Raw genomic sequence first — 26,362 nt, forward strand, 5'->3', positions numbered from 1 at the left:
TTCTTTGTTTAGAAATAGTCATTATATAATTCTTGCTGCTGCTCCTCTGCAATGTTCTGTAAGTCATATGCGTTAATTCGAAAAAACTGATAATCGCCCATATCTGATTTTTTTGCGGCGAGCTTACTTAGAAATTTCGGCGAGCCTTCGTTTTCTTCATCGTAAACTAACAAGATACCGTCTGAATTGGATAGCAAGAATTTGTCTTTCTCTCCAAGCTGCCAAACTCCCTGGTAAGGTGTTTGATAGACACTATTGATATAGTCGGCTTGCATCACAATATTTCGGTAGTAATCCTGGGTCTCTTCTTTCCACTTTTCCTCTTGATTCAAAAACGGAGTAATTACCGCCAGTTTTAGATGTGGATACTCCTTTTTCAATTCCAGAACAGTTTCGGCTGCCCACATTTCTACCCCGAGTTGGCCTGATGTAATGACCCATTCCAATTCTTCCTCAAGGAATCTTACGAGTTCCCGCTTCAGTGCTTTCTTAATAATGGCTAACCCCGGATTTTTTTCATTGAAAATGCCAAGCTCGTGAGCCTTGTATCCTGAAACAAATAAACGTTTTAACATGATGCCACCTCTAGTTTCAAAGAAGCTCTAGCAGAAAATAGATTTCTTTTCACTCGCTGTCTATTCATTCGTGTTCCGTCTCATTTTTTCTTATATTATCACAAATGATGTGTTCTAACTGTCGTGGAAGATTTTCATTCTACCTACTCTTCGACCTTACCTGTCAGGGCATTGATATCGTTACCATCAATGGAATAGGCAAGAACCGGTTTGGCTAACCTCTCACCATTAACGAATGGGTAGATGTATCGCAGTTCAGTGGGTTTCGCCAGCAGGGCCTTGGCTGCTGCATCTATGGAGACAGCCTTCCTCTTATCCGAGAGCTTGGCGGGCTTTTGGTCGAGTTTTTGATGGTACTCGGTGATTTTCCCTGTGACTCCATTCACACTAACATCAATGCTTTGTCCGTATACCAGCGGAAGTCCCTCAACAAATGGCACAAACTCTACTACATACTTATGTGGATTCTCCCTATCAGGATTTACCCTGTAGTAGAACTCCTTTTCTTCCTGTTTGAGATATGTTTGCATGAACTGAACAGCTTTCTCAAGAACCTGCTTTTCGGACAATGTTGCCTTCCCTTTTTGGGGTTTGGCGTTCGAATAGCTTATAAAACCGATCACAACGCCATCCTTCGTAAACAAAACCTCATTTTCATCAGGGGAAACATAGACCCTTTCCGTTTCGCTTCTGTAGCCTTTGAATGTACTTAAGTTCAAGCTGATACCAAACTCGCTTTCGTAAATCCGCGTTGCCTCCTGCTCATTTTTCACCTTTACTGCTTTTCCACCAGGCATGAGGGAGATTGGTTTCCACCTCCAGGTTATGTATTAATCTAATTGGACAACTATCCCTTATTAAATTCAAGTTATACCATTTTTTTGCAAAAAAATGTTCCTGCATGAGGAACATGTGAAATGACATCCCGTATACGGATTATATTCGAGCGGCATATTGAACGACCCACCGCCGTAGCTGCTCCTTGTTGTATAAGTCGTCTCTTCATAATGTATCGTAGTTGGTTCAACTGTAAAGCTTATCTGAACGTCTGGACCATCCGACTGTTTCGATGGGGTTGAAGGCTTTTTGACCGCTTTCTTTGGTTGTTTGCTAGAAGCCGTCTGCACGGCCTTTGTCGACGACTGCTTTTTCGATTCAGGCTTGCTTGCTGCCACAGGTATGCATTGAAACCTAGCAATGCTACCTTTAGCGTGATTCCTGCCGCTTTTTTCATAGCAGAGTTGGAGTGAATGGCAGGGACACGAGCCTCACAAATCATTTCCTTCAGATTAGGACGATTGAGCATGATCCCTTGAAAATGAGGTTTGATTAATAACAATCTCTGGTTCTAATCACGGATAAATGCTTCTAGCAAAGCAATCATTTCACGATTCCCCAACATTCTTGCTTCTGCGATCGGACTCCCCAACTTGGTCGGGTGTTCTGGGGCATACTGTGTAGCAAGAAGAGGATCAGCTCCATGTTCCAATAACAACTTTGCAATATGTAAGCGGTTATCTTGAACTGCACGCATTAGTGGTGATCTAAAGTTCTGATAATTTAAATCAGGCTCAGCGCCATACTTAAGTAATTCGTTTACCATGTCATAATTATTTTTTGCTACTGCTAAGGTGATTATGGTGAACTGATCATACAGTAAGTTCGGATTTGCCCCGTTTTCTAGAAGTAACCTCGCAAGATCAAGTCTGCCGTTTGAAACTGCTGTTTGGAGTACAGTACTCTTGAAACCTCCTTTAATTTCTATCAGTAAGTTCGGATTTGCCCCGTTTTCTAGAAGTAACCTTGCAGCATCAAGGTGGCCGTTTGACACTGCTAAATCGAGTGCAGTACTCTTGGAACCTTCTTTCACTTCTACATATGCATCAGGGTCCATTCCAGCTTTCAAAAATAATTTTAGAATATCTATTTCATTCTCAGAAGCGGCATCAATGAAAAATAGTGCGTTGAATTGAGGAACTAAAGCCTCTAATTCTTTTCTTGCCTGTCTTGCTTCTTCAGAAGCCATCTTATCATCTGAAATGGCTACAATTTTAACATTCGGGCCAATTCTTACAATTTGTTCATAATCGAGATTCATAGATACCTCTGGTTCTTGAAGAGTATTTATTGATGGCTGCTCCACCTCACTAGGTACTCTATAATTAGAATTGCTACTAGCAATATCTTCTTGCTGATTTGGAAGTTCTTGATTATCTTCAGGCTCCGGTTCCTTAATAAGTAGTTCCTCATTAACAATCGTTTTCTGTTGTTGATTAGTAGAAGTGAAGGCTGGCTTTGATAATGAATTCGAACCTGTCATATTTTGTATGACAATCGTCCATATACTCACGCAAATCACCAAAACTGAAGCTAGGAGTAAACTCCGTTTCATTTTTATTGACATATCTTTAATACCTCCTGATTAGGTAGATTATACCATAATCAGGAGTCATTTCCCTTCATAACGCAGCTCGACTAGCTGCACTATATTCAGATTGAACAAAATGAGATGGCATCAAACATGTTAAATTTAGGGGAATAACAAAAAAGAAAAGGGCCCTTATAAGGCCCTTTTTTCATGCTCCGAACATCCGTGTTTCTTGTCTGCTATTCAGTTACCTTCTACTCTTTGTTCAACTGATGAAAGTGCCTAAACAGCTGATCGCAGTCCTCACGCTTCTGGACCTTGATCATGTTCAAAACGCTCGTATCCTTACCGGAAAAATAGTCGCGCAGATGCTTATCCGAAAAACCGTTCTCATGCGCGTCCTCCGCAGTCGAGCAGTAATGAACGACCTTGATGCCGGACCAAATGATAGCCCCCACGCACATCGGGCAAGGCTCGCATGTCGCGTAAATTTCGCAGCCTGTCAAATCCATCGTGCCCAAGGTCTTGCACGCTTCACGAATCGCTACCATCTCTGCGTGCTGGGACGGGTCCATATCGGCCATCATGCGATTGCTGCATACGGCGATGATTTCGTCCCCTTTCACCACAGCCGCTCCAAAAGGTCCGCCGAGCTTGTTGTTCATGCCTTCTATCGTTTTTTCCACTGCCAGCTTCATGTAATCCATTGTCTTGCACCCTCCCTCAAGAGGTCATTATTTTACGATGTGCGTCCCTGCTTTGTTCGTAATGGCATCCTTTAAGCTCTCTGGGTTCGTAATGATCACGCTTGACCCGTTTTTCTCCAAAAAGCTCAGGCTGGCCTCGATTTTTGGCAGCATGCTGCCTTTTGCGAAGTGCTCCTCACGAACGTATTGCTTCGTTTCCTCTACCGTGATGCGCTCCAGCGCCTTTTGATTCGGCTTGCCGAAGTGAATGCATACCTGTGGAACACCTGTCGTAATGATCAATGTCTGTGCATCGATTTGCTCTGCCAGCAAGCTGGTAGCAAAGTCTTTGTCGATGACAGCATCAATCCCATCGTACGTATTTTCGCCCGTTTTCACAACCGGAATACCGCCGCCGCCAACAGCGACTACCACATATCCCGCTTCGATCAACGATTTGATTGCGTCTTTTTCCACGATGTCGATTGGCTTCGGGGAAGGAACCACTCTTCTGTAGCCACGACCGGAATCCTCGATAAATACCCAGTCCGGATGCTCTTTGCGCATCTCTTCCGCCTGCTCCAGCGTGAAGAAGGAGCCGACTGGCTTCGTTGGATTTTCGAAATTCGGATCTTCCTTGCTTACTTCTACTTGTGTGATGACGCTCGCAACCTTTTTATTGATTCCTCTTTTGGCGAATTCGTTGGTGAGTGCCTGCTGGATTTGGTAGCCGATTCCCCCCTGCGTATCCGCCACGCAATTGACCAGCGGGATCGTAGGCATCCCGGACACTTCATTCGCGATTTCGCATCTTTGCAAAGCAAATCCAACCTGCGGTCCGTTGCCATGAGTAACGACAACGTTGTAGCCTTCTTGCACCATATCCGCGATATTTGCCGCGGTTTCACATACGGCTTCATATTGGTCTTGGATGGTATTGCGACCATTATCTTTCACTAATGAGTTGCCGCCGATAGCAACAATTACGAGTTTTTCCACTGGGCACTTCTCCTTTGGTTAAGATACTTTTGCAGTGGTTTCACGCTGCGTGATCGCACTTGATTTGTTCCATTTATAGCTCAATGCATAGAGAACACTGGAGATAATCATCCCGCTAAGGAAAGCAGACTTGCTGATGTTTGCCAATAGTGGCACATTTGGCAAGAAAGAGCCGGATAGCGTAATCAAGAAGCTGACAATCAATACGCCGCATGCCACCATATTAACGCCGTTTTTGTATTCTCCGTTTTCACCTGGTTTTACGTAGATGCTGGATAAATCCAGCTTTCTTTTTCTTTCAATGAAGAAACTAACCAGCATGATCCCCGTAATCGGACCGTACATGGAGCCGATAAAGCTATAGAACATATACAGCGCGGCCGTACCATTCACCAGCTTCCAAGGTAAAATGACAGTCCCCAATACAGCTGTTAAGATAGCCGCTGATTTCACTGTAAACAATTTCGGAAGAAGCGCTGTCATCTGTAGTCCAGATGGAAGCAAATTCCCAAACACAACATAGCTCGTCGAACCTATATTCAGTGCCAGCAACAAGACAATGACGGCAACAGGATTCCCAATTTGATCAATGGCAGCGACGACATTAAAGTCTTTGATGCCAAACGCAATTTGCGTTCCAACCAACAATCCTACACACGTAATTCCAAACAGGATGTAGGATGTAATCATTCCAAGCGGCAGACCAATCATCGGAGCTTTCGGGTGTTTTGCCCTTTGCGTAAGGTCTGCAATATTTACAATCGGGCCACCCCAGTTCGATACCAATGCACTTACACATGCGATAAATACAAGCCAATTCTCCATCGGTTTGGCAGGAGCATAAGCAAAGATCGGACCAAATCCGCCAGCAACGCTGATCGCCCAAATCGCTGCACCTACAATGAAAATATAGATGATCGGTGAAGACCATTTACTAAACAGACTGAGAATTTTCATTCCACCTAAAAACAATCCAACTGTAATGACCCAGAGGATCACATAAGAAAGCATCGTCGGGAAATCTAATCCGAGAAAATCAAAGCCTGGAACCATATTCATATAACCAGGGAATATTTTCTCAAAAATGACATTAAAGGATTGTGCGCCAATAATTGTTTTTGTCCCAAAAAACACAACACCAGCGATAAGCCCGCGACATATAGCAGGAATGATCGAGCCTTTTACACCAAAAGAGCTGCGTAACAGCATCGAATAGCCAATCCCGTATTTCTGTCCCGCATAGCCATTCAACACATAGCCAGCCGAGACAATCAAGGCAGCAATCATGACTGCCCACAAGACTTGCGGAACGGATAATCCGAGGACAAAGAATCCGGCTACAGTCATGTACGACATGAGATTATGCACAGCGCCCATCCACACGGTCACGTAGTTAAAGGTGCCCCAATCTCGATTTTCGGAAGTCTTTGGCAAAATATCGTCCGCGTATCCATAGGACTTAAATTCTTCATATGATTCCTTTACGTTTGCCTGTCCCATGTTCATTCACCTTCCTCATTCAACCCAGCTTTCGCAACCTTCTTTTGCTGCGAAAGCTGAGTCACCTAGGATGAAAAGCAATTAGCTAACCGTTTCCGTTACTGCGAGCAATGCTTTTTCAAAAGCTTCCATCGGTGGATACGTAATACCCGCACCGATCATGCCGATCCCTGCGTCTTTATGCGCAATGGCAGTGTTGATAATTGGCAGGATGCCCGTTTGGATCACCTGACGAATATCGATACCTGTTGCTACACCTCGAAAGTCCAGGAGAGGAATCGTGACGTTTGGATTTTCTGCTGTCGTGATTTCTTTCATCGTGGTGGAGAATCCGATCGCTTCTTCAACCGTACCGCCTACGAGCGCAACAATCGCTGGAGCTGCCGCCATCGCGAAGCCGCCGATACCGTACGTTTCTGTAATCGCACTGTCTCCGATATCCAAACCGGAATCCTCTGGCTTGTAGCCTGCGAACATGGGACCGATTACCTTTTGAGCCGGTCCTGTGAACCAAGTGTTTCCAGCCATACCGCTTACACGGATACCGAACTCTACGCCATTGCGCGCCATTGTGGTGACAATCGTGCTGTTCTCGATTCCATGTGCTGCATCCAGCGCACATTTGCACATCGCCATCCATGTCGGACCGGAGAAGTAATCGCTGCTTGCTACGAAATCGAATACTTCGCGTTTATGTTCTTTGGTGAAATCTGTCTCCAAGATGTACGGAGTCAGTGCTTGAATCAACAAGCTCGTACCCGCGTTGTTGCGGTTGTGGCATTCATCGCCCATGTGCAGCGCTTGCGCTAGCATGAGACGCAGATCGATTTCACCTGCAATCTTCATCGCATCACGCAGCATTGGTCCCAATACATCGCGCATCCAGTTCAGACGGGCGATGACACTTTCATCGTTGGCACCCATGCGCAAAATTTTCGCCATTTGCTCACTCAGGTTGGTATACGCGACATTTCCATACGTTTTGTTTTTGACTACATGCATGAACATCGAAGCGGATGTGACACCTGCCATGGAGCCTACGCAGTTATGCTCGTGGCATGGAGAGAACGTGATTGCGCCGGAAGCAGCTACCTGTTCAGCTTCCTCGATGTCTTTTGCCAAGCCCTCGAATACGATTGCGCCGGTTACGGCACCTTTCATCGCGCCGCACATTTTGTCCCACGTAATGGGCGGACCTGCGTGCAGAATCGTGGTTTTTGTCATGCCTGGCACCACATTGATCGCTTGGTCGAAGCCAACGAGCATCGGCTGGGAGTTGATGATGCGCTCTACCGCCAGCTTGTTTGCCGCAGCGATTTTCCGAGCGACAGCAGCGTTTTCCAGTCTGTCGAGAGCGTTGATCAGCTCAGGCTTTCCGCCGCCTGGAGGCTTCCAATCCAGATGAGACGCATTCGCATTTTGCTTGATGATATCGTCTTTGAAAAACTCGATCCCTACGTTGATCGCATGAATTTTTCCGTTAAACAGCTCATTGATTTTGCTCATGATTATTCCCCTTTCGCAACAAATTCTCTAGCCAGAAGACCTGCATTCGTACTGCTGCTCGCAATCGTTACACCCGCATCCATCAGCTTTTTCACTTGCTCGTCGAAGTTCGGTGTATCGAGGTCAGTCCCCAGCACATAGCCCAAGATTTCCAGGTGTCTGCCTTCTTTTGCTGCTTGTGCTTTTGCTTCGATGATCGCTGGCAGCATGACACCAACAGGATCTTCGTGGGAACCGAAGCCAAGGATGAAGTCCATCAAAATCACGCCGACGGAAGGATCTTTTGCTTCTTCCAAAAATCTCGCGATGCGCGTGGAAGGATCGATCATCGGGTGCGGCTTGCCATTTGTAAAGTCGTCATCGCCCATGTCGAGGAAAGTGTGAGCCTTGCTCTTATGGATATTTTTCAGCTTGTAGTCTGCTTTCTTTTGAATGTTGCTGTATACGTCTTCATACTTGTCCATCGCGAGGTACATCGCTTCATCGCACAGTGTACCGCCGCAGAACAGACCTCGAACGTATTTTTGCTCAGGTGTCAGTTTTGCTCGAACTTCTTCAATCAGTGGCCAGTTGAGGGCGCGCTTGTTGAGCTCGTCTTCGTTGGCACCTGCCAGTACAACTGCTTTGATGGCTGCTTCCTTGCTCGTTTTTGCAAAATGCCCGCCCGCTTCCAGAACTGGCGTTTCTTCTCCACCAATGAAGTACACAACCACAGGCTTTTTGCAGTTTTTCACTTGCGCCAATACTTTTTCCTGAACGCTCGGTGCTGGTGGTTTGGAAATGAGCACGATAACCTTTGTCGCCTCATCCTCTTCCAGTGCTTTGATTCCGTCGAGCATCATGATGCCGCCGACTTGCTCGGAGAGGTCGCGACCGCCTGTACCGATCAGCTGCGTGATACCGCCGCCGAAGTCGTGAATACGCACGCTTACCTCTTGGCTGCCTGTGCCCGATGCACCTACGATCCCGATGTTGCCTTTTCTCACGGCATTTCCGAAGCACAACGCTACATTGCCGATGATCGCCGTCCCGCAGTCAGGTCCCATCATCAAAAGGCCTTTTTCATGCGCGAATTGCTTCAGAGCGATCTCTTCCTCAATGCTCACGTTGTCGCTGAACAGCATGACGTGCAGGTCGTTTTCCAACGCTTTTCTCGCTTCTCTCGCCGCGAACGCGCCGTTTACAGAGATCACAGCGAGGTTCGCCTCTGGAATGCTGGCTGCCGCTGAATCAATCGTGGAGTATTTGATCTCCGTTGCGGATTTGCTGCCGCCTTTTTTCTTGAACAGTTCATCGATGGCGATGAGAGCGCTCTCGCACAGCTCGTCTGTCGCCGCCTTCACCACAATCATCAGGTCGCTCGTTTTCGCTGCTTCTAGCTCAGGTGTGAGCAAGCCTACGTTTTTCAATACCTCTTTATTCATGTCGGTGCCCATCGCAATAACCGCTTGTTCGACACCTTCAATTTGATTTGCTTTTGTAGAGAGAGACATCAGGGATACGGAGTCAAAATACGTGCTTTGCTTGATTACGACTTTGGTAGACATACGTTACCTCCAGCTTCTAGATTTCGTTCCAAACCACATAGGATGCCAAGCAGGATATCCGTACCCGACGACGAGCCGATCCCGATGATTTTGTCTAAAGCAGGGACAAGCTCTTCCATGGAGCCGGACACCATGCATGAAAGTAAGTCATTTAGCGACTCTCTTACTTGTCCATGGGCTGCTTTTTTCAGCGTGATCGCACTGATTTCGTTCGTTAATGCTTGGGACGTACGGACGATTTCATCGAAAAATGGGCATGACAAACAAGAGGAAATGTTTCGCATTTTGTATACACTGCACAATCCCACTAAAAAATCGTCACCTGAGGGCGTTAACCCCGGCCCCAGTCCGATAAGACTTATCGCATGCTGAGTAGCTGACTCTATGCGGTTGTTCGCCAGATCGTCGGAAAGCATGCCTGCACGCTGGATCAGCATACGGGACATCTCTTTCTCAAACGGACTGGCAGGGTGGGAGGACATTTTCATCCCCCCCGTCTTGCCGTATACGTCCACGTAGTTTTTCGTGAACGCCACATTTCTGCGCAATACATCTACGCCTTCTATGTCACAAGGATAGGAAGGAAGCTCACCTTCCCACTTTGTTGCTTGCTGAATCCATATTCGTAAATTCGCTCCGATAACGAGCGTGTTATTTTCGGTCATAACCGGAGCGTTAGTTGACAGCCCCAGCTCTGAAAAGCCTTTTCCATCAATGATGAGCGTGTTCGGTGCATTGTCTAGCTGATAGTTTCCAATGGTGTACAATTCCCCGTTTTCGCTGCATGTCAGATTGATCGTTCGCTCAAAAATACTGTGTACGGTCCCGCTAAAGTTTGCTCGTGCCAAACGCTCAAGGAAACCAGCATCGCCAGATAACGCCTGGATGTACATGGGACGCTTTACTTTGCTCCTGCTTCGAGCAAGATTTTTTCGATCTCGGTGTAGCCTTTTCTTCTCGCAAGCTCAAGCGGTGTTACGCCGTATTTATCTACCATGTGTACATTGCAGCCATGCTCAATCAACAGCTTGATGATCGTTTGTTGCTTCTCACCGCCATCATTGAGGATGATCGCTTCGATGAGTGGTGTCCAACCCACAAAGTTGGTATGGTTTACGTTGATGTCAGTCGTCGTTACGAGCTCACGTACGATGTCCACATGGCCTTTTTCGCACGCTGGTGTAATCCCTACTCCTCCAAAACGAGTCAACAGCTCCAGGTTTGTTCCTGCCTTGATCATCATTTTGACAAGCTCCAGCTTGCCGTTGATGCATCCGAACAAGAACGGGTTGAAGCATGTCTCATCCTGCAAATCTACATCTGCACCGGCTTCTACCAAAAACGATACCGCTTCCAATTTGTCGTTCATGGCAGCAGTCAGAATCGCTGTACGCTTTTGTCTGTTTCTTGCATTGATATCTACGCCCTGCTCCAAATGCTTTTTCAGTGCTTCGATATTCCCCTCAGCCGCTGCCTCGAGAAATGCTTGTACTACGCTTTTGTCTGTCATAGTAAGCCCTCCATGATCTCGTGATTCAACAACCCGCCAAGATTGGCTGAGCACTTGCTCTTAAAAAAACAATTAGACAAGCCCTCGTACTTACATCATTATTTTAGACATGGTGAATGGAATCGTCATTGTGTATCGAAACTAAAAAAACTGAGGTTCACTTGTGCACATTGCACAATTACAGGAATCCCTTTGTGGCAAAGGAGTGAACAGGGTGCTGACCATCAAGGATTTGCTTACCATTCAATCCATAGACGGCATCAAAATCATCGCCGGAGAGCAAGGCATCAACAACATTATCTCCATCGTCAATATTATGGAAAACCCGGATGCTTTTGACTGGCTGTCTTCCAACGAACTGTTGCTCTCCACCGGGTATATTTTCAAGGACAATCCTGAATTACAAAATAAAATCATCAAAGAGCTGGCGGAAATCAACTGCTCCGGGCTCGTTATCAAGATGCATCGCTATTTCGATCAAATCCCGCAAAACATGATTGATCATGCCAACAAGTACGGGCTGCCGCTCTTGGCCCTGCCTTTTGAATACACGTTGTCTAAAGTAATTGCCATTATTAACGAAAAAGCCTCTGGGCGTTATGATTTGTTGAACCGCAAAACATTGGACATGCATAACGCACTGTTTCGCATTGCGCTGGAAGGTGGCGGACTGGATCGCATTGCTTCCGAGCTGTCTGAGACGATCAACAACCCGATCCTTATTCTGGATCAGGACTGGCATTTGCTTCATTACACGGAAATCTGGCACAATCCGATTCCGCTTGACTCCTGCCTGACCTTGATCAAAAACAGACCTGTTTTTACCCGTGACTTCACGGAGTCCGTCCCGAAAAATATTAGCCAGATCAAAAAGTCGATCAAGCGTATCTACCATGTAAAGGATGATGAGATTAAATGCAGGATTCTACCTGTTGCTGTGGCCAATCACATCTATGGATACATCGTCGTCTGGCAAACCATTTGGGAGCTGACTGAATTTGACTACATTGTGCTGGAACAGGCGTCCACCATCGTGGCGCTGGAGCGGATCAAGGCGAGGGAAATCGAGGAAGTGAAGCTGAAGATCAGACAAGACTTTTTCGATGATCTATTAACGGGAAAAATCACGTCGGCTGATTCCCTTCAAACGTTGTGCGATTTACACGGGCTGCAATCGAGCTACATGTATTTTTGTATGGTTATTAATATCGAGCCGGTTGAGCTGGAGAATTTGGAGGATATAATCGATCGCAAGTACGAGCTGGATCGGATCGCCAAAAAATGCGTCGATCTCGTCTATGACCATTCGAGCAAAGCTCCTGGAGAAATCACCTGCTTTTATCGAAACAATCGGATCATCATCCTTATCGGACAAAATGAGCAAAAACCCGTGGTGTCTGCAAGTGAAGCCAAGCAATTCGCCAATGAGCTGTACAGCGCTCTCGTGGATAAAATCAAGAAAACCTTGTTCTTTATTGGGGTAGGACGTCAGTATAAAAACATCGCTTCGCTTCATAAAAGCTTTTCCGAAGCACATGAAGCGATCCGCCTGATGCAGAAGTTCAACAGCAAGGGCGACGTCTCTCATTTCGATGATTACTCCGTCTATCATTTCCTTGATTCCAACATTAAGGACATTGAACTGGAAGACTTCTTTTTGAAGCGACTGGGGAAACTGTACGAGCATGATCAAGAGTTCGGCACGAGCCTCATGGTGACTTTGGACAATTACTTTCTGTACAATCAAAACGTCAGTGAAGCAGCCAAAGCGATGTTCATTCACCGCAATACGTTTATTTATCGAATCGAGAAGATCAAGGAGATTTTGAACATGGATTTGAAAAACTCGGAGGAACTGCTTCAAATCCAGCTGGCGCTCAAGATCGGCAAGCTTTTGCACAAGGAGTAGAGCTTGAAAGAGCTTGGTCATCAGGCTGTAGTGGTCGGGAGGAAGGCGTGCCACATGTTTTCCAGTCGCCTATATCCTCACTACGTTCGGGCGGTCTCCTTCCAAACATGTGACACACCTTCCCGTACAGCTGCTTGTTTGACCCGGTTTGGTCTACTCGTAGGAGTAGGGGCTTGTCGAAGATTTCGCTTAAAATACAAAAAGAGCCTCTTTGAAAGAGGCTCTTCCTTTTTAGTTTTGAATGTATTTTTCAAAGACTTTCCCAAAGTCTTTCACGACATACTTGTATCGGATGTCTTCCAGCCAATCGAAGGTGTATTGGTTGATGGACTTGAATTGTGAAGCTACGTCTGCTTGCTGGCCTGTTACGCGGCCCAGTGTGCTTTGGGCGACGTGGAGGCTTTCTTTTGCATGCTGGAGCGCAAATTCGTTATCGTGCATAATCGATGCGATCTTCACAAGAGCTTTGTAGAGGTCTTTTAGCTCCTCCAAATGCTTTTTGTTGACATCGATCGAGTAGTGCTCATTGCCCATGGTGAACTTGATTTCTACATCCAAATCGACGGTTCCGGCTGTTTCCAGATACACGTCAGAGATCGGGTGTGTATGGTAGGAATAGCGGCGCAGCATGCGTTTTTTGCTGGTGGCACTCGTTCCATCCAGATGAACTAGCCCCAGATTGGTGAAGCAATACTCGTCGGACTTTGATTTGATCAAAAAATAAATTTTCTCATTGTCCTCGTGCATGATGTAATCATCAGCATCCACCTTGTCGTAATCTGCTGGTTTTACCACGATTCCCACATTGCTCAAGCCAAGCGCGTCTGCCGCAAGCTTTCCAAACATAATGAAACAGCTCCCCTCGATATGTACGGTCTAACCTTATCCATTTATACGTGCGTGGGGAGACTTAGTTGCAAACAACTACTGCGCTTCACCCAGTTTTTTGAGGAGGCCTGCAAGAACATCAAAATCAAATTCTTTTCCGTTCCGTATTTTGATGGTCTTCCGGTCAGCATGATCAGACTTCTCAAAAAAGCCAGCTGGAGCATCCAGATTCGCCGCTTGAAACAGCGTCACATGAATCCAATCCTTTGCCGGAAAATACACACATGTCTGCTTGCCCTGAATGGAATAAAAGGCTTGTTTATACTTCACCTGCTCTTCTACATTCGGGATATTTTCATGGATGAGCTGGCGAATCCGATTGCAAACTTCTACCTGAGATTCATTGGTTATGTTTTGGATATAATCCGTTACTTGCTGATTCATGAATAGTCCTCCGCTTCCCAAAAGTGATGGTGCTTCTAGTCTTTATGATAATCGACAGATGCAATAGGAGGCTTCTTCTCGATTGCTATTCTATTGATTACAGCCAGGTCGTCTTTTCTTCCGCCGCCACCCGACTCGTCTCAGGCGCATCTGCCTCGGGATAACCAATGAACAGCGTGCCCACGACCTTTTTATTTTCAGGCGATCCGAGTAATTGCAGCAAGCGCTCGTCGCGAACCAAGCCGACTCCTCTTGTGCGCCATACCATGCCAAGTCCGAGTTCCTTCGCTGCCAGCCACATGGAGTGAATCGCGCAGCAAACCGCGTACTCATTATCCTCTGAAGATGCTTCATCTCCTGGGATCACATCAGCAGTCGCGACAATGACGAGCGGTGTTTTTTCCAGGACGGCCAAGGAATCCTGCACGAGATTCGGCTTGGTCGGAAAACGCTCCAGCAAAAATTCCTTCGCGATTTCCTCGAACCGCAGCTTTGCTTCTCCTCTGATCACGTAAAAATGCCACGGCTGACGCAAGCGGTCATTCGGCGCTAACACTGCGCAATCTAGCAGCGCTTGGATTTTTTCTGTTTCTACTTCTTTTGGAATATAGTTACGCACGGCTCTTCTGCTTTTGAGTGCCTCTAGTACGGACATATTGGTTCCTCCTCGGGTGTACCATTTTCTTACTGATCCCACTCATTATATAAGAGCTTGTCATGATCGTATAGGTATCCATCAACGGGAATGAATCGCCAAATGTGCTTGGTGTTCATCTTCTTTCGCCACGTAGATGTCATACTGCTTATGGTCTTGTTCTTGGGGCAACATCCCCATGTCTCCCCCTAAATGACGAACTGCTTGAGAGTGACTGCGTGTCCGAAAACGAATGCCATGAGCACTTAGCTTGTTTACCACGCGGATGTATTCTTCATGACCAAACGCGGTGTGTATCAAGCACTTGTACTTGGAAAAAAGGGTGAAAAAAAAGTCTATCATCCGCTCCACTCGCCTTCCTTTTTGTAGTATATTCCAATTATTGCGGAAAAGAGAGGGGCTTTCTACTATGAATCGAAAGAAAGTATTCACAGGTTCACCTTGGGAACCGGTTGTAGGCTATTGTCGCGCAATCCGAATCGGCGACCGGATTGAAGTGGAAGCCATTATTTAGCATGCTGGTTAGTTGGAAGCGGACCGACGACTTTTCTTGTCGATCCGCTTTTTGCTTTTTCTACGATTGTGCAAGCTCCTCAGGAATATCAAGACCTGCCTTTTCCGCTTCTTCGATGTGCTTTTTCACCAGGAGCTCGTCCGTAAATTGTTCTTCATTCCGGTAAATCTTTGCCAGTTCGAGATGCGCATGCGGGTAGTCTCTTTCCAAAGCAGCGTGAAAATAAGTGATAGCGGCGTCGATATTTTTGGCTGTACCGTAGCCATTATAGTAGAAGATCCCCAAATTATAGGCACTGATATCGCCGCCTCCTTCGTAATCTTGGTGATAATAATGCAGCGCCTTTTCGTAGTTTGCTTTTGAATCGTGAAGATAGCCAAGCCAACCATAAACCGGCGAGCCCAATAACTCCCCCTGCTCATAATGCCAGAGGGCCTTGTCCAAATCTTGCGGCACCAGTTCTCCGTCATAATAGATGGCCCCCAAATTGTTGTGAGCCAGTGCATGACCGTGTTCTGCCGCCTTGCCCATCCAGTACATTGCCTGATCGGCATCAGCTTCCGTGCCTACCCCGTGTCGATAGCAACAGCCTAATCCATTCATAGCATGGTGGTTGCCTGCCGCAGCCCCTAATTCATACCAGTAAAAAGCTTTATCAGCATCCTCGAAGCCTTCTAGACTGTAATACATATGCGCTAGGTTGTTCATGGATGGGGCATAGCCCTTTTTAGCAGCAAGCGTATCGTACAGAATGGCTTTCTCATAATCACCTGCTTCATACGCTTCCATGCCCAGATTGTACAACGTTTCTACTGGCGTGTACTGATCTACACTGTCAACATCCGATTGCTCCCCTTTGGCATAGGCCAGCAGTCGCTTGCGAACCTCAGCATCAAAATAATAGCTGGAATAACGATCTTCTACATCCTCCAGAACGAGCGTTTTCTCTGCCCTCGACAGCCCGTACTCGCTTACTACATAAACGTCGTGACCCTTGAAGGCATAAGCAAAACCCCCGACAAATGCCTTTTTCACCACCAAATCGAATTCAAAATCACTCCATCGCTTTTCCGGCGATAAGGCAATGCTCCATAATCCATTTTTCTTCAAAGCATACGCATCCTGATGCAGCCGAAAAATATTCTCATAATCGTCTAAGGGGAATAACCATGCTGGCTGATCGGCATCTCCATAAAAAACGCCTAGCTTTCCATCTTTTTTGGCCAGCACCTGATTGCCCTGCCTTGTCTCCGTATAATCCTGCAAATCAATCAGTTCATCGTATTCATACGGCAACAGAAGGCTCTCCTGCTGCTTGCCATAAGCGGCGTACCTCTTTCCCTTGCGTAGAACAAGTAGATTCGGAAAATGGGTTTGCCGATTCAATTTATCGAAGCCGGATGCGCCGACAGCGCCGTCTCTTTTGTACAAGGTGCTATGACGTGCATCCTTGTGTGGTTTGACGAGGATAAGCCCTTCGTCGATCTGTTCCACCGCCGCCAGAGGGAATTCCCCGATGTATTTCCAATATTCGTTAAAGATTTTCTGATTTTTCCTGCCTTTAACCGCTGTATGGTAAAATCCGTCCCCACACTTGAAAGCTTCTTCATGCTCAAAATCTATCGTTACAAAACCAGCTTCCCCCAGCACGCCCCATTTTCCGTCTTTCTTTGCCGTATAAAATCGTTGGTAATCGAGCGGTTCCAATTCTTCATAGTCGGTAGGGACAATTGTTTTGCCTTCCAGATTGATCAGACCATATCGATCGTTTCGTTTGACAATGGCACCAGCAGAGCCGTATTCAAAATCGTAGGCATCCTCCCACTCCAATGGAATGACAATTCTCCCGGATTTATGTACATAGCCGTATTTACCATCTCGGGCGACCACAGCGAGATCTTCGGAAGCGAAATCGTAAAAGGCATCGAACTGAGGAGCGAGCAATACGTTTCCCTCTGCGTCTTTTAGACCAAGCAAGCCAGCTTCCTCAAAAATCTCCACGTCGGAATGCTCTTCATAAGGCTGCCAGATGTGTCCCCAGCCGTATTGGTAGTCCTCATAATTGAGCAGCTCGGAAAAAGAACGAAAGCCTGGGTTCACGTCCATCAATTCGGAGTAGTTCAGCAATGAGATGTCATCGTTGTCCATTGCCTTTGTCATGATCTCGTTGTTATGGGCAATATTGGCGCGCAAAATTTCCGCCTGCTCGTCATGAGGGATGTCATCCATATTGAATACATCCCAGGCATCGATGTGAAAATACGGAAGCGTTCGTTTTTCCAGATAGCTCAAAAGCTGATTTCTCGCATATAAAAATGCTTCTTTGTTACGGATTAGCCCTTCCTGTCTCTCCAGAAAATCGTAGAATCGCTTCACGTTTTCGATGCCTGTCTGCGCGTCGTAATAGAGTCCGGAATTGTCCGGCTCGGTATGGTTGTTGTAATTGTTTCCGGCGATTGAACCACCTTCTATGAAGAGCGGCTGCAAGAGTAGTGGGACCTCATAGCCCCATTCTACCATCATCGTGTCGTTGTCTTGCGCTTGAGAGGGCTCACTGACGTTATATACATAGACTCTGTGTGACATGTCTTCTCTCCCTTTGATTTCCAATTGCACTTGATCACATTGTAAGCAAATCTAGCAGGGCAAAACAATCCGACTGATGTTCTATCCAACGAAAAAGGCTGACAAGCAAAAATCATGCTGGTCAGCCCTTTCTACTTTTTAGATTACAGGTCAATGAGAGGAATACTCCCACCCACACTAACCGGCTCGATCGCCTTGCCCGCTGACCGCACCAAAGTAAAGTACTCATAGCAGCCAATGACACCAAAGTCCCCATCGATCACACCCGGATAAGCGCGATTCACGGAATACTCCTGACTCAAGTGAGCCTTCAGCGCCTCTCCTTTTTGTTTCCGATAGCCCGAAATATCGACCTTGCCTGTAATCGGAACTGCTGGCTTTGGACCATGATCCGGGCAATGATCGTAGTAGTGCGGGATCGAAACATAGTACAGATCAGGATATTCTGCGGGAGTCAAGCTCGCTTCCGCTTGTTCGACCGCTCGCGTCGTCGCCTCGCACGTGACGATATGATCGGGATGACCCGTTACCCCGTCCGGCGGAAACGTCACGACGACATGGGGCTTCCATTCCAATATCGCTTCCCGAATCTTACCCACCAGCTCATCCAGATCGGCATTTTGCAAGGAACCATCCGGGTACCGGAACAAGTCAAGACGACTGATTCCGAGCACTTCCGCCGCTGTTTTCAGCTCTAGCTCTCGATGTTTTGCCAGCTTTTCTCGGCAATTGATATCGAATGGACCACTGCGTCCTTTGCAGCCGGAGGTAATGCACAAATAGCACGTTTCATGTCCGGCGTCCTTGCACTTTGCCAACGTTCCCCCGCAGGCAAAAGACTCATCGTCCGGATGGGGAAAGACAACCATTACTTTTTTCATTTCTTGCACCTCACCTGCCGCCCGATTGGCGTTCTAAATAAGCCAATCCTTTTGCTATGACACCGTAAATCGGATCGTTTTGTGCATTTTCGATGACGACCTGCGAAGCGTACTCTCGGACGCGCTCTACGACGATCTCTCGCACGCGATCATCGTTTTGCAAAACGCCCCCCTGCATGATCATCTGAAACGGCTTGGCTTTCATTTGCAACGTATCAATGACAGCCCGAGCAGCATCGAAAAGCTCTTCGCCTGCGACCTGCAAAATAGCTGCTGCCACCTTATCTCCGGCAAGTGCCGCTTGACTGACCAACGGCGACAGCTCTCCTACCTTCTCTACGGAATAATGCTCACTGTACGTCCAGTTAAACAATTCATCTACGCGTCCCAGTCCAACGTGCGGGAGAAGCAGCTCCTTCAATACGGTCGGCTCGCCACGGCCATCCGCTGCTTTTAATACAGCCATAATCGCTTGCTTGCCGATCCAGTAGCCGCTACCCTCGTCACCGACCCGATGCCCCCAGCCTCCTGCTCGCGCCGTTTCCTGTTCATCGTTTACACCAAAGGCAATCGAACCTGTCCCTGCGATGACCAGAATGCCGGGTTTGCCTCCGGTCGCACCGAGCAATGCCGCAAATCCGTCGTTTTCCACAATCAAGTGCTGGACGCGAATATCGAGCTGGTTCAGTACCTTGCTCACCATCCGCGAGATTACCTGTCGATCATACGCTGTGTCCAGGCCAGCGATCCCGAACACCGCGCACTCGATTTCCCATTCGATTGGTCCATCCAGTGTCGAAGTGCCGCTCATAAAAGGGGCAACTGTTTGACGAGCGATCGCATCGTCCAGAGCTTGGCTGATCGCGGCAACCAACTCACGAGCTGCCGCTTCCTCCCCGATCCCTTGATAATTGCATGAACCGGAGCGTCCTGCACCGATTTCATTTCTGGAGCGGTCCACCAGTACCGCCAGACACTTGGTGCCCCCTCCGTCCACTGCCAGAAGAGGTATTCGCACCACTGCCATTACCCCACACTCCATTCAGCTGTCATCTGATCAAGCCCTTTCATCATATTCGCATTCGCCTGCTTCTTCTGTGCCAGCCATTCTGTTTCCTGCTGGAGAACCGCTTGGCGAACGGCGATCATGCGCTTCATTTCCTCTGGATTTGGTCCACCTGGAAGCTTGCGGATCATTACGAAATGAACAGGGTCAAGCGCCAGTCTGAGCTCTTCTGCTGTGAGCGACAGCTCCCGCCCGATTACTTCCACGGCTGCACGGTTTACCAGCTCCAAGCTGATTTGGTTTGCAGCGAGTTGCTCGCTCATCGCTTCTTTTACCACACGACTCACGATGTGATGAGATTTGCGGAACGAAAGTTGATCCGTGCGCACCAATGTATCCGCCAGCTCTGTGACGGTCGCAAAGCTGCCCTTTGCCCGCTCCAAGAGGACGTCCTTGTTCACTTCCATCGTACCCACAACACTCGCCATCAAGCGATACATCTGCTCGAGTACTCCCATGCTCCGCCACGCGTACGGCTGCATGTCATCCTCGGTATCCACGATATCGCCAAAAGGCGTATTGTGCATCATCGTAAGCACTGTCGTCGCATTGCCTGCTGCACTGGACAACAGAGAGCGCATATGTTCAAAGGAAACCGGATTGCGCTTTTGCGGCATGATGGAGCTGATCTGCACGTATGGACTCGCGACTTTTAACCCCGCGAATTCCTGTGTGCACCACAGTAGCATATCTTGAACCGTACGCCCCAAATTAATCGCTGCCAATTGTACGGCTGTCGCTACTTCCCCCAAATAATCAGCGCCGCAGACTGCATCATAGGAATTTTCCACCAGCTCATCGAATCCAAGCAATTCGCGCATCCGCTCCCGGCTGATCGCAAAGCCAGAAGTCGTCAAGGCCGCTGCCCCCATCGGTGAGCGATTGACTGTGTGATAGGCTTGGATCAGTCGTTTGATATCACGGCTGAGCATGTCAGTAGCCGCCATGATGTAATGCGCCATTGTCGTCGGCTGTGCCTGCTGTGTGTGCGTGTAGCCAATCATGATCGTATCCACATGCTCATTTGCAAAGAGGAGCAAATGCTCTTTCAGATAGAGGGCAGAAGCCAAGGTCACCAACAATTTTTCACGCAGCACCATGCGGTAAATGGTAATCCCCATGTCGTTGCGGCTGCGAGCCAGATGCAGATTTCCTGCCACATCAGGAGCCAGTTCCAGCAAACGGCTCTCTACCTGAAAGAACAAATCTTCAAACTGTCCGGTGTAATGCGATTGGCGCAGCTCTTCCATTTCGATCCCACACAGTGCACCAGCAATTCTTTTGGCCTCATCGTCAGTGAGCAATTCTTGTTCACGAAGCATGATCAAATGTGCCTTGTTGATCGCCATCATCGGATGCAGCAAATGGTGCTTCGCTTCATTGAATGCAGGCTCCAAAACCGCCTCCACGTATGTCTTGCCAGGGAAACTGGCTCCCTCCTGTTGAAAAATTCGATCTCTGTAATTCATCTTTCTTGCATCTCCTTCCTACCCATTCGTATGCTGCTTCTATTTTTGCGTCTGATCTTCTTTTAGGAGGGGGGCGACCGCCGAACGATCGCCTTCCCTTCTACTATGATTACTGCTGTGGGCTGATCATGTTGACAAACAATCGGATCGCACCCGGTACGAGTGACGGAATTTCGCGATACCACACGAGCGAGCTGTAGGTATACGTTCCTTTTCCATACTTGGCGGTGAGGTACGTACCCGTAAATTCCTTCTCGCCTTCATCTCCATTGGAGATTAGCTCTGTGTATTCCTTGCCCCACTCGGAAGGATTGTAAGCGGAACGATCCTGAATCCAGTTGTCCCAATCTTCCTCCGTGATTTTGTTTGGCGAATGGAATAATGCATGATCAGGCGCCAATACTGTTACCTTGGATTTTTCGTCTGTGACACGCCATTGAATCAGCGGAGCACCGATTTTGATCGGATAAGGAGCCAGCTCTGGCTTCCATTTATCCTCTGGCTTGTGGTATTGCACGACCAGATTTCCGCCGTTTTCCACGTATTTCAACAAGCGTGCATTTGAAGGAATCAACTCAGGTCGGAAACCATAAGCGCGTATGCCCAGCACGATCGTATCGTATTGATCCAAATCGCCAGACTCGATGTCTTTTGCCGACAAATTGGTCACATTGACCCCCAATTGGGACAAATACTGATCGATATTGTCAAAGCCACTGGATACGTAACCGACCTTCAATCCTTCCGGCACCTTCAGGTCAAATGCCTGGATCGCAAGCGTCGCTGGTTGAACAAAGTAAGTCGTGCCGATATGCGGGTAACGGATGACTTGGGCGCCGTGTCGACTCTCTTTACCATTGCCAGATGCTACTGCTGTCACCGTATACTTATTCGGTTGGACCGAAGCATCTGCTTTGACTGTAAAGGCAACCGACTTCGTTTCTCCCTTGGCCTCAAAGGCGAGCGGTGCTGCTTGTGGTTCTACACTCCAGCCTTTTGGCACATCGAGAGTAATGGTTGTTTTCGCTGCACCTGGATTGTAGTTTTTCACCGTAACCTTGACCGGGATTGGCTCCTCTGGCTTCTGCGTATTCAAAACCGTCGCATTTGGACTCAGCACCATAGAAAAAGATGGAAGAACTGCAATGGCATCTGCTGGTGTCACATGGCTAATCGCCGTCGAGCCTGCGAAGCTGTAGCTGACATCTGCCGTAATGGCTGGAGCGGCATACGGTTGGAACAAAGCGGCATCAGAAGGAACCGTAACATCAAATGTCGTTTTCACCGTCTGATTGTAGCCGAGCGATGAGAAGCTGGTGGGCGATTGCGGCTTGGCTTGCCAGCCTTTTGGTACATTCAGCGCGAGATTGATCTTCCCGACTTTTGCTTGGCCGCCGTTGTAAGCCGTAACCGTTACTTTTGTCGTTTGGCCTGCTACCAGCTCAGTTGTCTCAGGCTTAACCTTGGTTACGAGCGAGAGCGCTTCGGCACTAGCCTTGTTCAACTGGGATTTCTTCACTCCCAAACGATGGCGCAAGTCTGTTTTCGTGTCAGTTGGCAAGGAGGACGCTTCGACTACTGCCGTCGCTTTTTCCACATCCGCCAGCATTTCATGTGCTTCCTTGGCTACTGAGGCAAAGCTTGGGTACGCAGCAATGACTTCTGCGGCATCCTTTTGCAGCTTTTTCAGTTCACCCGCGACTTTTTCCCCGCCAGACTGTCTGGCAACTTCCTTGGCTAAATCGTCAAACGAATAGGCAATTCCCGTAAAAAAGTCCGCTTCCTTGTCTTTTGTCTCTACGATGGATTGATCGAGCTTGTAATAATTGAAGCTTGGCCCTTCGTCATAGTGACGTCCCATCCCCTGGCTCTTGTGCATAAAACGGGATTCTTCGCCGAGTTGGACGTAAGAGGCACCATAAATTTCGTCATAGTCGCCAACAGGCACCTTGACCGAGTAATCCTTTTCCTTTGCAGGCAGATACAGCTTCTTCACCTGCCAAGGAGCCAAGCCTTCCTTTGCATGCTGCGGAAAAACGTTTGGATCTGCGGCATCCTTAAATGCCCGTACCGTAATAACATTAATCGCGCGATGATGACCGTGAGTCGAAGGTTCGTTCAAAAATGCGGGAATCACGACATCGGGTCTCAGTGTCCGGATACGGCGGATGAGCTTTTCGTACGCGACATCCTCGCCCCATTTTTGAAGAGTTTCATCCGGACTTTTGGAAAAGCCGAAGTCAAAAATAGGGTCATCAATTTTTTCACTGAGGTTCTCCAGATGGATGTTCGTGATTTTGGAAGCTTCCTGCAATTCGCGGGTACGAATGATCCCCAGCGCATTACCCAGCTCGCTGCCTATCTCGTTCTGTCCTCCCTCGCCTCGGTTCGCAATGACACTGGATGTATCCACCCCTTTGCCAAGCGACAAATACGCGAGCATCGAACTGTGCTCATCGTCCGGATGCGCTCCGGTGTTCATCGCACTGGCAATCGTAGTGAGCGGCTTGATGGCTTTCCACAGGTCGACAACCCCGCGGTCTGCATGGGCAGTCTCGGGTGCTACCGGCATAATCAGACTCGTGGCTAGCACCGCTGCAGTCGTAATCGTGTACAGCTTGGCAAGTTTCCCCTTACTCAATGAACGTTCCTCCATTCCATTTTCAGATTGATGTCTATATCAATCATGGCGGTCTGTACGTTTGCATTTCATTGATGTAGCCATGGATCGACCCACGGTTGGCCCGGAGTGGATGGGGCATTACTGCTTCTGACTGATCATGTTGACGAACAAACGAAAAGCGCCAGGGACTAGCTGTGGAATCTCGCGGAACCAGGCAAGCGAGCTGTAGGTGTACGTCCCTTTTCCATAGTGCGCCGTGAGGAAAATGCCGCGAAACTCCGGTTCTCCCGGATCACTTGTCGCAATCAGCTCGGTATACTCGCTTCCCCAGCGTGAGGGATTGTAGATGGATCTCTCCTGCACCCATCCATCCCAGTCTGCTTGGGTGATCACGTTTGGCTCCTGGAACACCGGATGGTCAGGGGCCAGCATACGGACGTCTGATTGCTCATTGGTCACCCGCCAATCGATCAGCGACTCGCCGATAAAAATAGGGTAAGGTGCCAAGTGCGGCTTCCATTTGTCCTCCGGCTTGTGATATTGAACGACGAGATTTCCGCCGTTTTCTACATAGTGCAAAAGACGCTGGTTGCTCTCGATTAATTCGCGGCGGAATCCGTATGCGCGAATGCCGAGAACAATCGTGTCGTAGCGGGACAAATCGCCCGATTGTATTTCGTTTGCGTCAAGATTGAGGCAATTCACCCCAACCGCGCGCAAGTATTTATCCATATTGTCAAAGCCGCTGGATACATAGCCGATTCGCTGATTTTTCGGGATGGCCAAGTCAAAGGCTTGAACAGTCAGCGTAGCAGGTCGGATGAAATACGTGCGGCCGACATGCGGGTATTCAATGACCTGCACATCCTGCGCGATCTCTGTCACACCGTCTGTCCCCGCGACCGTAGCGCTGATCTGATATTTGCCATTCTTCACTTGCGGCGTGGTATGAACCGTAAACGCAATCGTTTTCGTCTCGCTGCGGAAAGAAAACGGGACATCGACATAGGCTGGCTCCGCTGTCCAGCCTGCCGGGACAACGAGAGCGACCTTAGCTGTAGAGCTTCCCGGACGGTACTGTTTCAGTGTTACCTTAACCGGGATCGCCTCATCCGTATGCAGCGTGTTTCGCACCACATCTGACGGTGTCAGCGTGACGGCATACGGCGGAAGCACAGCTACACGGCTATCCGGCTCCACACGAATCGTACTGGCTGTATCAAAGGCGAAATAGAGCACCTCGACATCGAGCACGGACGGCTTGTAAGGATGGAACAGCTCCGTCTGTGCAGGAATCGATACCTCAAATACGGTGCACACCGTCTGATTGTAAGCAAGTCGTGGAAACGCAGTTGGCGTGAGTGGTTTCGCCGTCCATCCAGCGGGGACACGCATTCGCAGCTGCACATGCTCAACCTCAAGCGAGCCGCCGTTGTAAGCCGTTACGGTGACGGTTGTCGTCTGACCTGCCACCCACTCGCCCGTCTCCGGTTTGATTTTCACGACCAAAGACAGAGCCTCGGCACTGGCACGGTTTAGCTGCGCTTCCTTGAGTCCTAGCCGATACATCAAATCAATCTTTATTTCTTCATCGAGTGGAGCCTTGCATACTTCTTGTTGTGCAGACGCAAGCAAGGCCTTCATGCGGTGAACCCTTTGTGCCACCTCAGCAAAACGCGGGTAGGCATTCAAAATATCTGTAGCCGCATCGTGCATACGGTGAAGCAATTCGGCTAGTTCTTGCCCGCCTTTTGCAGCGATGCTCTGCGCCAGATCAGTAAAACTGAAGGGCAGTCCGAAAAAAAAGTCGCGCTCTTTTTCCGGTGCCGGGGAAACAGATGCATCCAAGCGGTAGTAATTGTAGGTCGGGCCTTCGTCGTAATGAACACCCATGCCCTGTGTCTTATGCATAAACCTCGATCGCTCACCAAGCTGGACATAGGATGAGCCGTAGATTTGGTCGTATTCCCCCACGGGTACAGCCACGTGATAATCATCGTTGTCCATGATAGGCAAATACAGCTTTTTTATTTGCCACGGCAAAAGTCCAGCCTGCCTGTGCGCAGGAAAGATCTGTGGATCGGCTGCTTCGTGGAAAGCTCGCTGTGTCAGTAACGTAATCGCCCGGTGATGTCCGTGTGTCGTCGGTTCATTTTCAAAGCAAGCGATGACGACATCGGGGCGCAGCTCCCTGATTTTTCGAATCAATCGCTCGTACACGACCTCTTCGCCCCATTTGCGGAAGGTTTCTTCGGCGCATTTGGAGAACCCGAAATCATGGATGGGATCATCCAGCTCTTCGCTTAAGATGCCAAGCGTCACATTGCCGAGAGATGAGGCTTCTTCCAGTTCGCGCGTGCGGATAATCCCAAGCGCGGTACCTTGCTCGCAGCCGATTTCGTTTTGGCCGCCTTCCCCTCTTGTCGCGATCACACTCGTGGTATACACGCCTCTCCCCAGCGCCAAGTATGCGAGCATGGCACTGTGCTCATCGTCTGGATGGGCACCTGTGTTCATGGCACTGGCAATGGTAGCGAGCGGCTTAATCGCTTTCCACAGATCGAGCAGTCCGTGTTCCCCCTGCATGGTACGAAGAGATGCGGGAATGGGTGGGCAGGGCAATTTAGTCGGCTGCACCATCGGTGATTTCTTGTCCATCGATTCACTGACATCCACGTGAAACTCCTCCTTTTTCA

The 26,362-nt window shown here is 48.4% G+C and carries 21 protein-coding genes; 1 reads left to right on the forward strand and 20 read right to left on the reverse strand.

Annotated elements, in window-relative coordinates; translation table 11 throughout:
• Positions 1-8 precede the first annotated feature (8 nt).
• The 10 genes from POF51_RS15945 to POF51_RS15990 all read right to left on the reverse strand — a co-directional run bounded on the left by POF51_RS15945 (position 9) and on the right by POF51_RS15990 (position 10,691).
• Positions 9-575, reverse strand: a complete 567-nt coding sequence (locus tag POF51_RS15945; RefSeq protein ID WP_069848141.1) for a DUF1273 domain-containing protein — start codon at positions 573-575, stop codon at positions 9-11.
• Positions 576-718: 143 nt separating this feature from the next.
• Positions 719-1,372, reverse strand: coding sequence for a YcdB/YcdC domain-containing protein (locus POF51_RS15950; RefSeq protein ID WP_244521755.1), 654 nt, complete (start codon positions 1,370-1,372; stop codon positions 719-721).
• 551 nt (positions 1,373-1,923) lie between these two features.
• The gene (locus POF51_RS15955; protein ID WP_069848143.1) at positions 1,924-2,979 is read right to left on the reverse strand and encodes an ankyrin repeat domain-containing protein; all 1,056 of its coding nucleotides are present in this window, start codon (positions 2,977-2,979) and stop codon (positions 1,924-1,926) included.
• 218 nt (positions 2,980-3,197) lie between these two features.
• Positions 3,198-3,650, reverse strand: coding sequence for a nucleoside deaminase (locus tag POF51_RS15960; protein WP_069848145.1), 453 nt, complete (start codon positions 3,648-3,650; stop codon positions 3,198-3,200).
• A 27-nt stretch (positions 3,651-3,677) separates the two neighbouring features.
• The gene (arcC, locus tag POF51_RS15965) at positions 3,678-4,628 is read right to left on the reverse strand and encodes a carbamate kinase (protein ID WP_069848147.1); all 951 of its coding nucleotides are present in this window, start codon (positions 4,626-4,628) and stop codon (positions 3,678-3,680) included.
• A gap of 18 nt (positions 4,629-4,646) precedes the next feature.
• Complete coding sequence (locus tag POF51_RS15970; RefSeq protein ID WP_069848316.1) at positions 4,647-6,128, reverse strand: cytosine permease; 1,482 nt, start codon at positions 6,126-6,128, stop codon at positions 4,647-4,649.
• Positions 6,129-6,209: 81 nt separating this feature from the next.
• Positions 6,210-7,634 carry a DUF1116 domain-containing protein gene (locus POF51_RS15975; RefSeq protein ID WP_069848149.1) on the reverse strand — a complete coding sequence of 475 codons (1,425 nt, stop codon included), beginning with the start codon at positions 7,632-7,634 and terminating at the stop codon, positions 6,210-6,212.
• 2 nt (positions 7,635-7,636) lie between these two features.
• Entirely contained in the window at positions 7,637-9,181 is a 1,545-nt protein-coding gene (gene fdrA, locus POF51_RS15980) for an acyl-CoA synthetase FdrA (protein ID WP_069848151.1), read from the reverse strand.
• Positions 9,163-10,074, reverse strand: a complete 912-nt coding sequence (locus tag POF51_RS15985; RefSeq protein ID WP_069848153.1) for a DUF2877 domain-containing protein — start codon at positions 10,072-10,074, stop codon at positions 9,163-9,165. Before POF51_RS15985 ends, fdrA begins: the two co-directional genes overlap by 19 nt.
• Before the next feature lie 8 nt (positions 10,075-10,082).
• Entirely contained in the window at positions 10,083-10,691 is a 609-nt protein-coding gene (locus tag POF51_RS15990) for an ankyrin repeat domain-containing protein (protein ID WP_069848155.1), read from the reverse strand.
• A 214-nt stretch (positions 10,692-10,905) separates the two neighbouring features.
• Between POF51_RS15990 and POF51_RS15995 the strand changes: the two genes are divergently transcribed.
• Positions 10,906-12,600: a PucR family transcriptional regulator gene (locus POF51_RS15995; RefSeq protein ID WP_069848157.1), complete on the forward strand. Its 1,695-nt coding sequence runs from the start codon at positions 10,906-10,908 to the stop codon at positions 12,598-12,600.
• A gap of 231 nt (positions 12,601-12,831) precedes the next feature.
• Here POF51_RS15995 and POF51_RS16000 read toward each other — a convergent pair whose 3' ends face one another.
• The 10 genes from POF51_RS16000 to POF51_RS16045 all read right to left on the reverse strand — a co-directional run bounded on the left by POF51_RS16000 (position 12,832) and on the right by POF51_RS16045 (position 26,324).
• Positions 12,832-13,446 (reverse strand): PH domain-containing protein, encoded by a 615-nt coding sequence (locus POF51_RS16000; protein ID WP_069848159.1) that lies wholly within the window; start codon positions 13,444-13,446, stop codon positions 12,832-12,834.
• A 78-nt stretch (positions 13,447-13,524) separates the two neighbouring features.
• Entirely contained in the window at positions 13,525-13,872 is a 348-nt protein-coding gene (locus POF51_RS16005; protein WP_069848161.1) for a DUF1801 domain-containing protein, read from the reverse strand.
• Positions 13,873-13,969: 97 nt separating this feature from the next.
• Positions 13,970-14,527, reverse strand: a complete 558-nt coding sequence (locus tag POF51_RS16010) for a nitroreductase family protein (protein ID WP_069848163.1) — start codon at positions 14,525-14,527, stop codon at positions 13,970-13,972.
• 81 nt (positions 14,528-14,608) lie between these two features.
• Positions 14,609-14,869 carry a hypothetical protein gene (locus POF51_RS16015; RefSeq protein ID WP_170831594.1) on the reverse strand — a complete coding sequence of 87 codons (261 nt, stop codon included), beginning with the start codon at positions 14,867-14,869 and terminating at the stop codon, positions 14,609-14,611.
• A gap of 232 nt (positions 14,870-15,101) precedes the next feature.
• A complete protein-coding gene (locus POF51_RS16020) occupies positions 15,102-17,627 on the reverse strand; it encodes an SEL1-like repeat protein (protein ID WP_271755711.1) in 2,526 nt (841 codons plus the stop codon).
• Positions 17,628-17,770: 143 nt separating this feature from the next.
• Positions 17,771-18,508 carry a PIG-L deacetylase family protein gene (locus POF51_RS16025; RefSeq protein WP_271755712.1) on the reverse strand — a complete coding sequence of 246 codons (738 nt, stop codon included), beginning with the start codon at positions 18,506-18,508 and terminating at the stop codon, positions 17,771-17,773.
• Positions 18,509-18,518: 10 nt separating this feature from the next.
• Positions 18,519-19,535, reverse strand: a complete 1,017-nt coding sequence (locus tag POF51_RS16030) for an N-acetylglucosamine kinase (RefSeq protein WP_271755713.1) — start codon at positions 19,533-19,535, stop codon at positions 18,519-18,521.
• Positions 19,535-21,043, reverse strand: a complete 1,509-nt coding sequence (gene argH / locus POF51_RS16035) for an argininosuccinate lyase (protein WP_271755714.1) — start codon at positions 21,041-21,043, stop codon at positions 19,535-19,537. Before argH ends, POF51_RS16030 begins: the two co-directional genes overlap by 1 nt.
• A gap of 109 nt (positions 21,044-21,152) precedes the next feature.
• Complete coding sequence (locus tag POF51_RS16040; RefSeq protein WP_271755715.1) at positions 21,153-23,684, reverse strand: NEW3 domain-containing protein; 2,532 nt, start codon at positions 23,682-23,684, stop codon at positions 21,153-21,155.
• 120 nt (positions 23,685-23,804) lie between these two features.
• Positions 23,805-26,324 carry an NEW3 domain-containing protein gene (locus tag POF51_RS16045; RefSeq protein ID WP_442869574.1) on the reverse strand — a complete coding sequence of 840 codons (2,520 nt, stop codon included), beginning with the start codon at positions 26,322-26,324 and terminating at the stop codon, positions 23,805-23,807.
• Between the last annotated feature and the right edge of the window lie 38 nt (positions 26,325-26,362).

Origin of the sequence: Brevibacillus sp. AG, from assembly GCF_028369215.1 — a bacterium.
GTDB lineage: Bacteria > Bacillota > Bacilli > Brevibacillales > Brevibacillaceae > Brevibacillus > Brevibacillus porteri.

What these genes read in the sequence shown, in the direction of transcription:
- POF51_RS15975 (WP_069848149.1), bottom strand. Translation starts at nt 7,634, where the DNA reads ATGAGCAAAATCAATGAGCTGTTTAACGGAAAAATTCATGCGATCAAC.
- POF51_RS16015 (WP_170831594.1), bottom strand. Translation starts at nt 14,869, where the DNA reads ATGATAGACTTTTTTTTCACCCTTTTTTCCAAGTACAAGTGCTTGATA.
- POF51_RS16010 (WP_069848163.1), bottom strand. Translation starts at nt 14,527, where the DNA reads ATGTCCGTACTAGAGGCACTCAAAAGCAGAAGAGCCGTGCGTAACTAT.
- POF51_RS15955 (WP_069848143.1), bottom strand. Translation starts at nt 2,979, where the DNA reads ATGTCAATAAAAATGAAACGGAGTTTACTCCTAGCTTCAGTTTTGGTG.
- POF51_RS16020 (WP_271755711.1), bottom strand. Translation starts at nt 17,627, where the DNA reads ATGTCACACAGAGTCTATGTATATAACGTCAGTGAGCCCTCTCAAGCG.
- fdrA (WP_069848151.1), bottom strand. Translation starts at nt 9,181, where the DNA reads ATGTCTACCAAAGTCGTAATCAAGCAAAGCACGTATTTTGACTCCGTA.
- POF51_RS15945 (WP_069848141.1), bottom strand. Translation starts at nt 575, where the DNA reads ATGTTAAAACGTTTATTTGTTTCAGGATACAAGGCTCACGAGCTTGGC.
- POF51_RS16000 (WP_069848159.1), bottom strand. Translation starts at nt 13,446, where the DNA reads ATGTTTGGAAAGCTTGCGGCAGACGCGCTTGGCTTGAGCAATGTGGGA.
- POF51_RS16025 (WP_271755712.1), bottom strand. Translation starts at nt 18,508, where the DNA reads ATGAAAAAAGTAATGGTTGTCTTTCCCCATCCGGACGATGAGTCTTTT.
- POF51_RS15990 (WP_069848155.1), bottom strand. Translation starts at nt 10,691, where the DNA reads ATGACAGACAAAAGCGTAGTACAAGCATTTCTCGAGGCAGCGGCTGAG.
- POF51_RS16030 (WP_271755713.1), bottom strand. Translation starts at nt 19,535, where the DNA reads ATGGCAGTGGTGCGAATACCTCTTCTGGCAGTGGACGGAGGGGGCACC.
- POF51_RS15985 (WP_069848153.1), bottom strand. Translation starts at nt 10,074, where the DNA reads ATGTACATCCAGGCGTTATCTGGCGATGCTGGTTTCCTTGAGCGTTTG.
- POF51_RS15970 (WP_069848316.1), bottom strand. Translation starts at nt 6,128, where the DNA reads ATGGGACAGGCAAACGTAAAGGAATCATATGAAGAATTTAAGTCCTAT.
- POF51_RS16045 (WP_442869574.1), bottom strand. Translation starts at nt 26,324, where the DNA reads ATGGACAAGAAATCACCGATGGTGCAGCCGACTAAATTGCCCTGCCCA.
- POF51_RS15950 (WP_244521755.1), bottom strand. Translation starts at nt 1,372, where the DNA reads ATGCCTGGTGGAAAAGCAGTAAAGGTGAAAAATGAGCAGGAGGCAACG.
- POF51_RS16005 (WP_069848161.1), bottom strand. Translation starts at nt 13,872, where the DNA reads ATGAATCAGCAAGTAACGGATTATATCCAAAACATAACCAATGAATCT.
- argH (WP_271755714.1), bottom strand. Translation starts at nt 21,043, where the DNA reads ATGAATTACAGAGATCGAATTTTTCAACAGGAGGGAGCCAGTTTCCCT.
- POF51_RS15960 (WP_069848145.1), bottom strand. Translation starts at nt 3,650, where the DNA reads ATGGATTACATGAAGCTGGCAGTGGAAAAAACGATAGAAGGCATGAAC.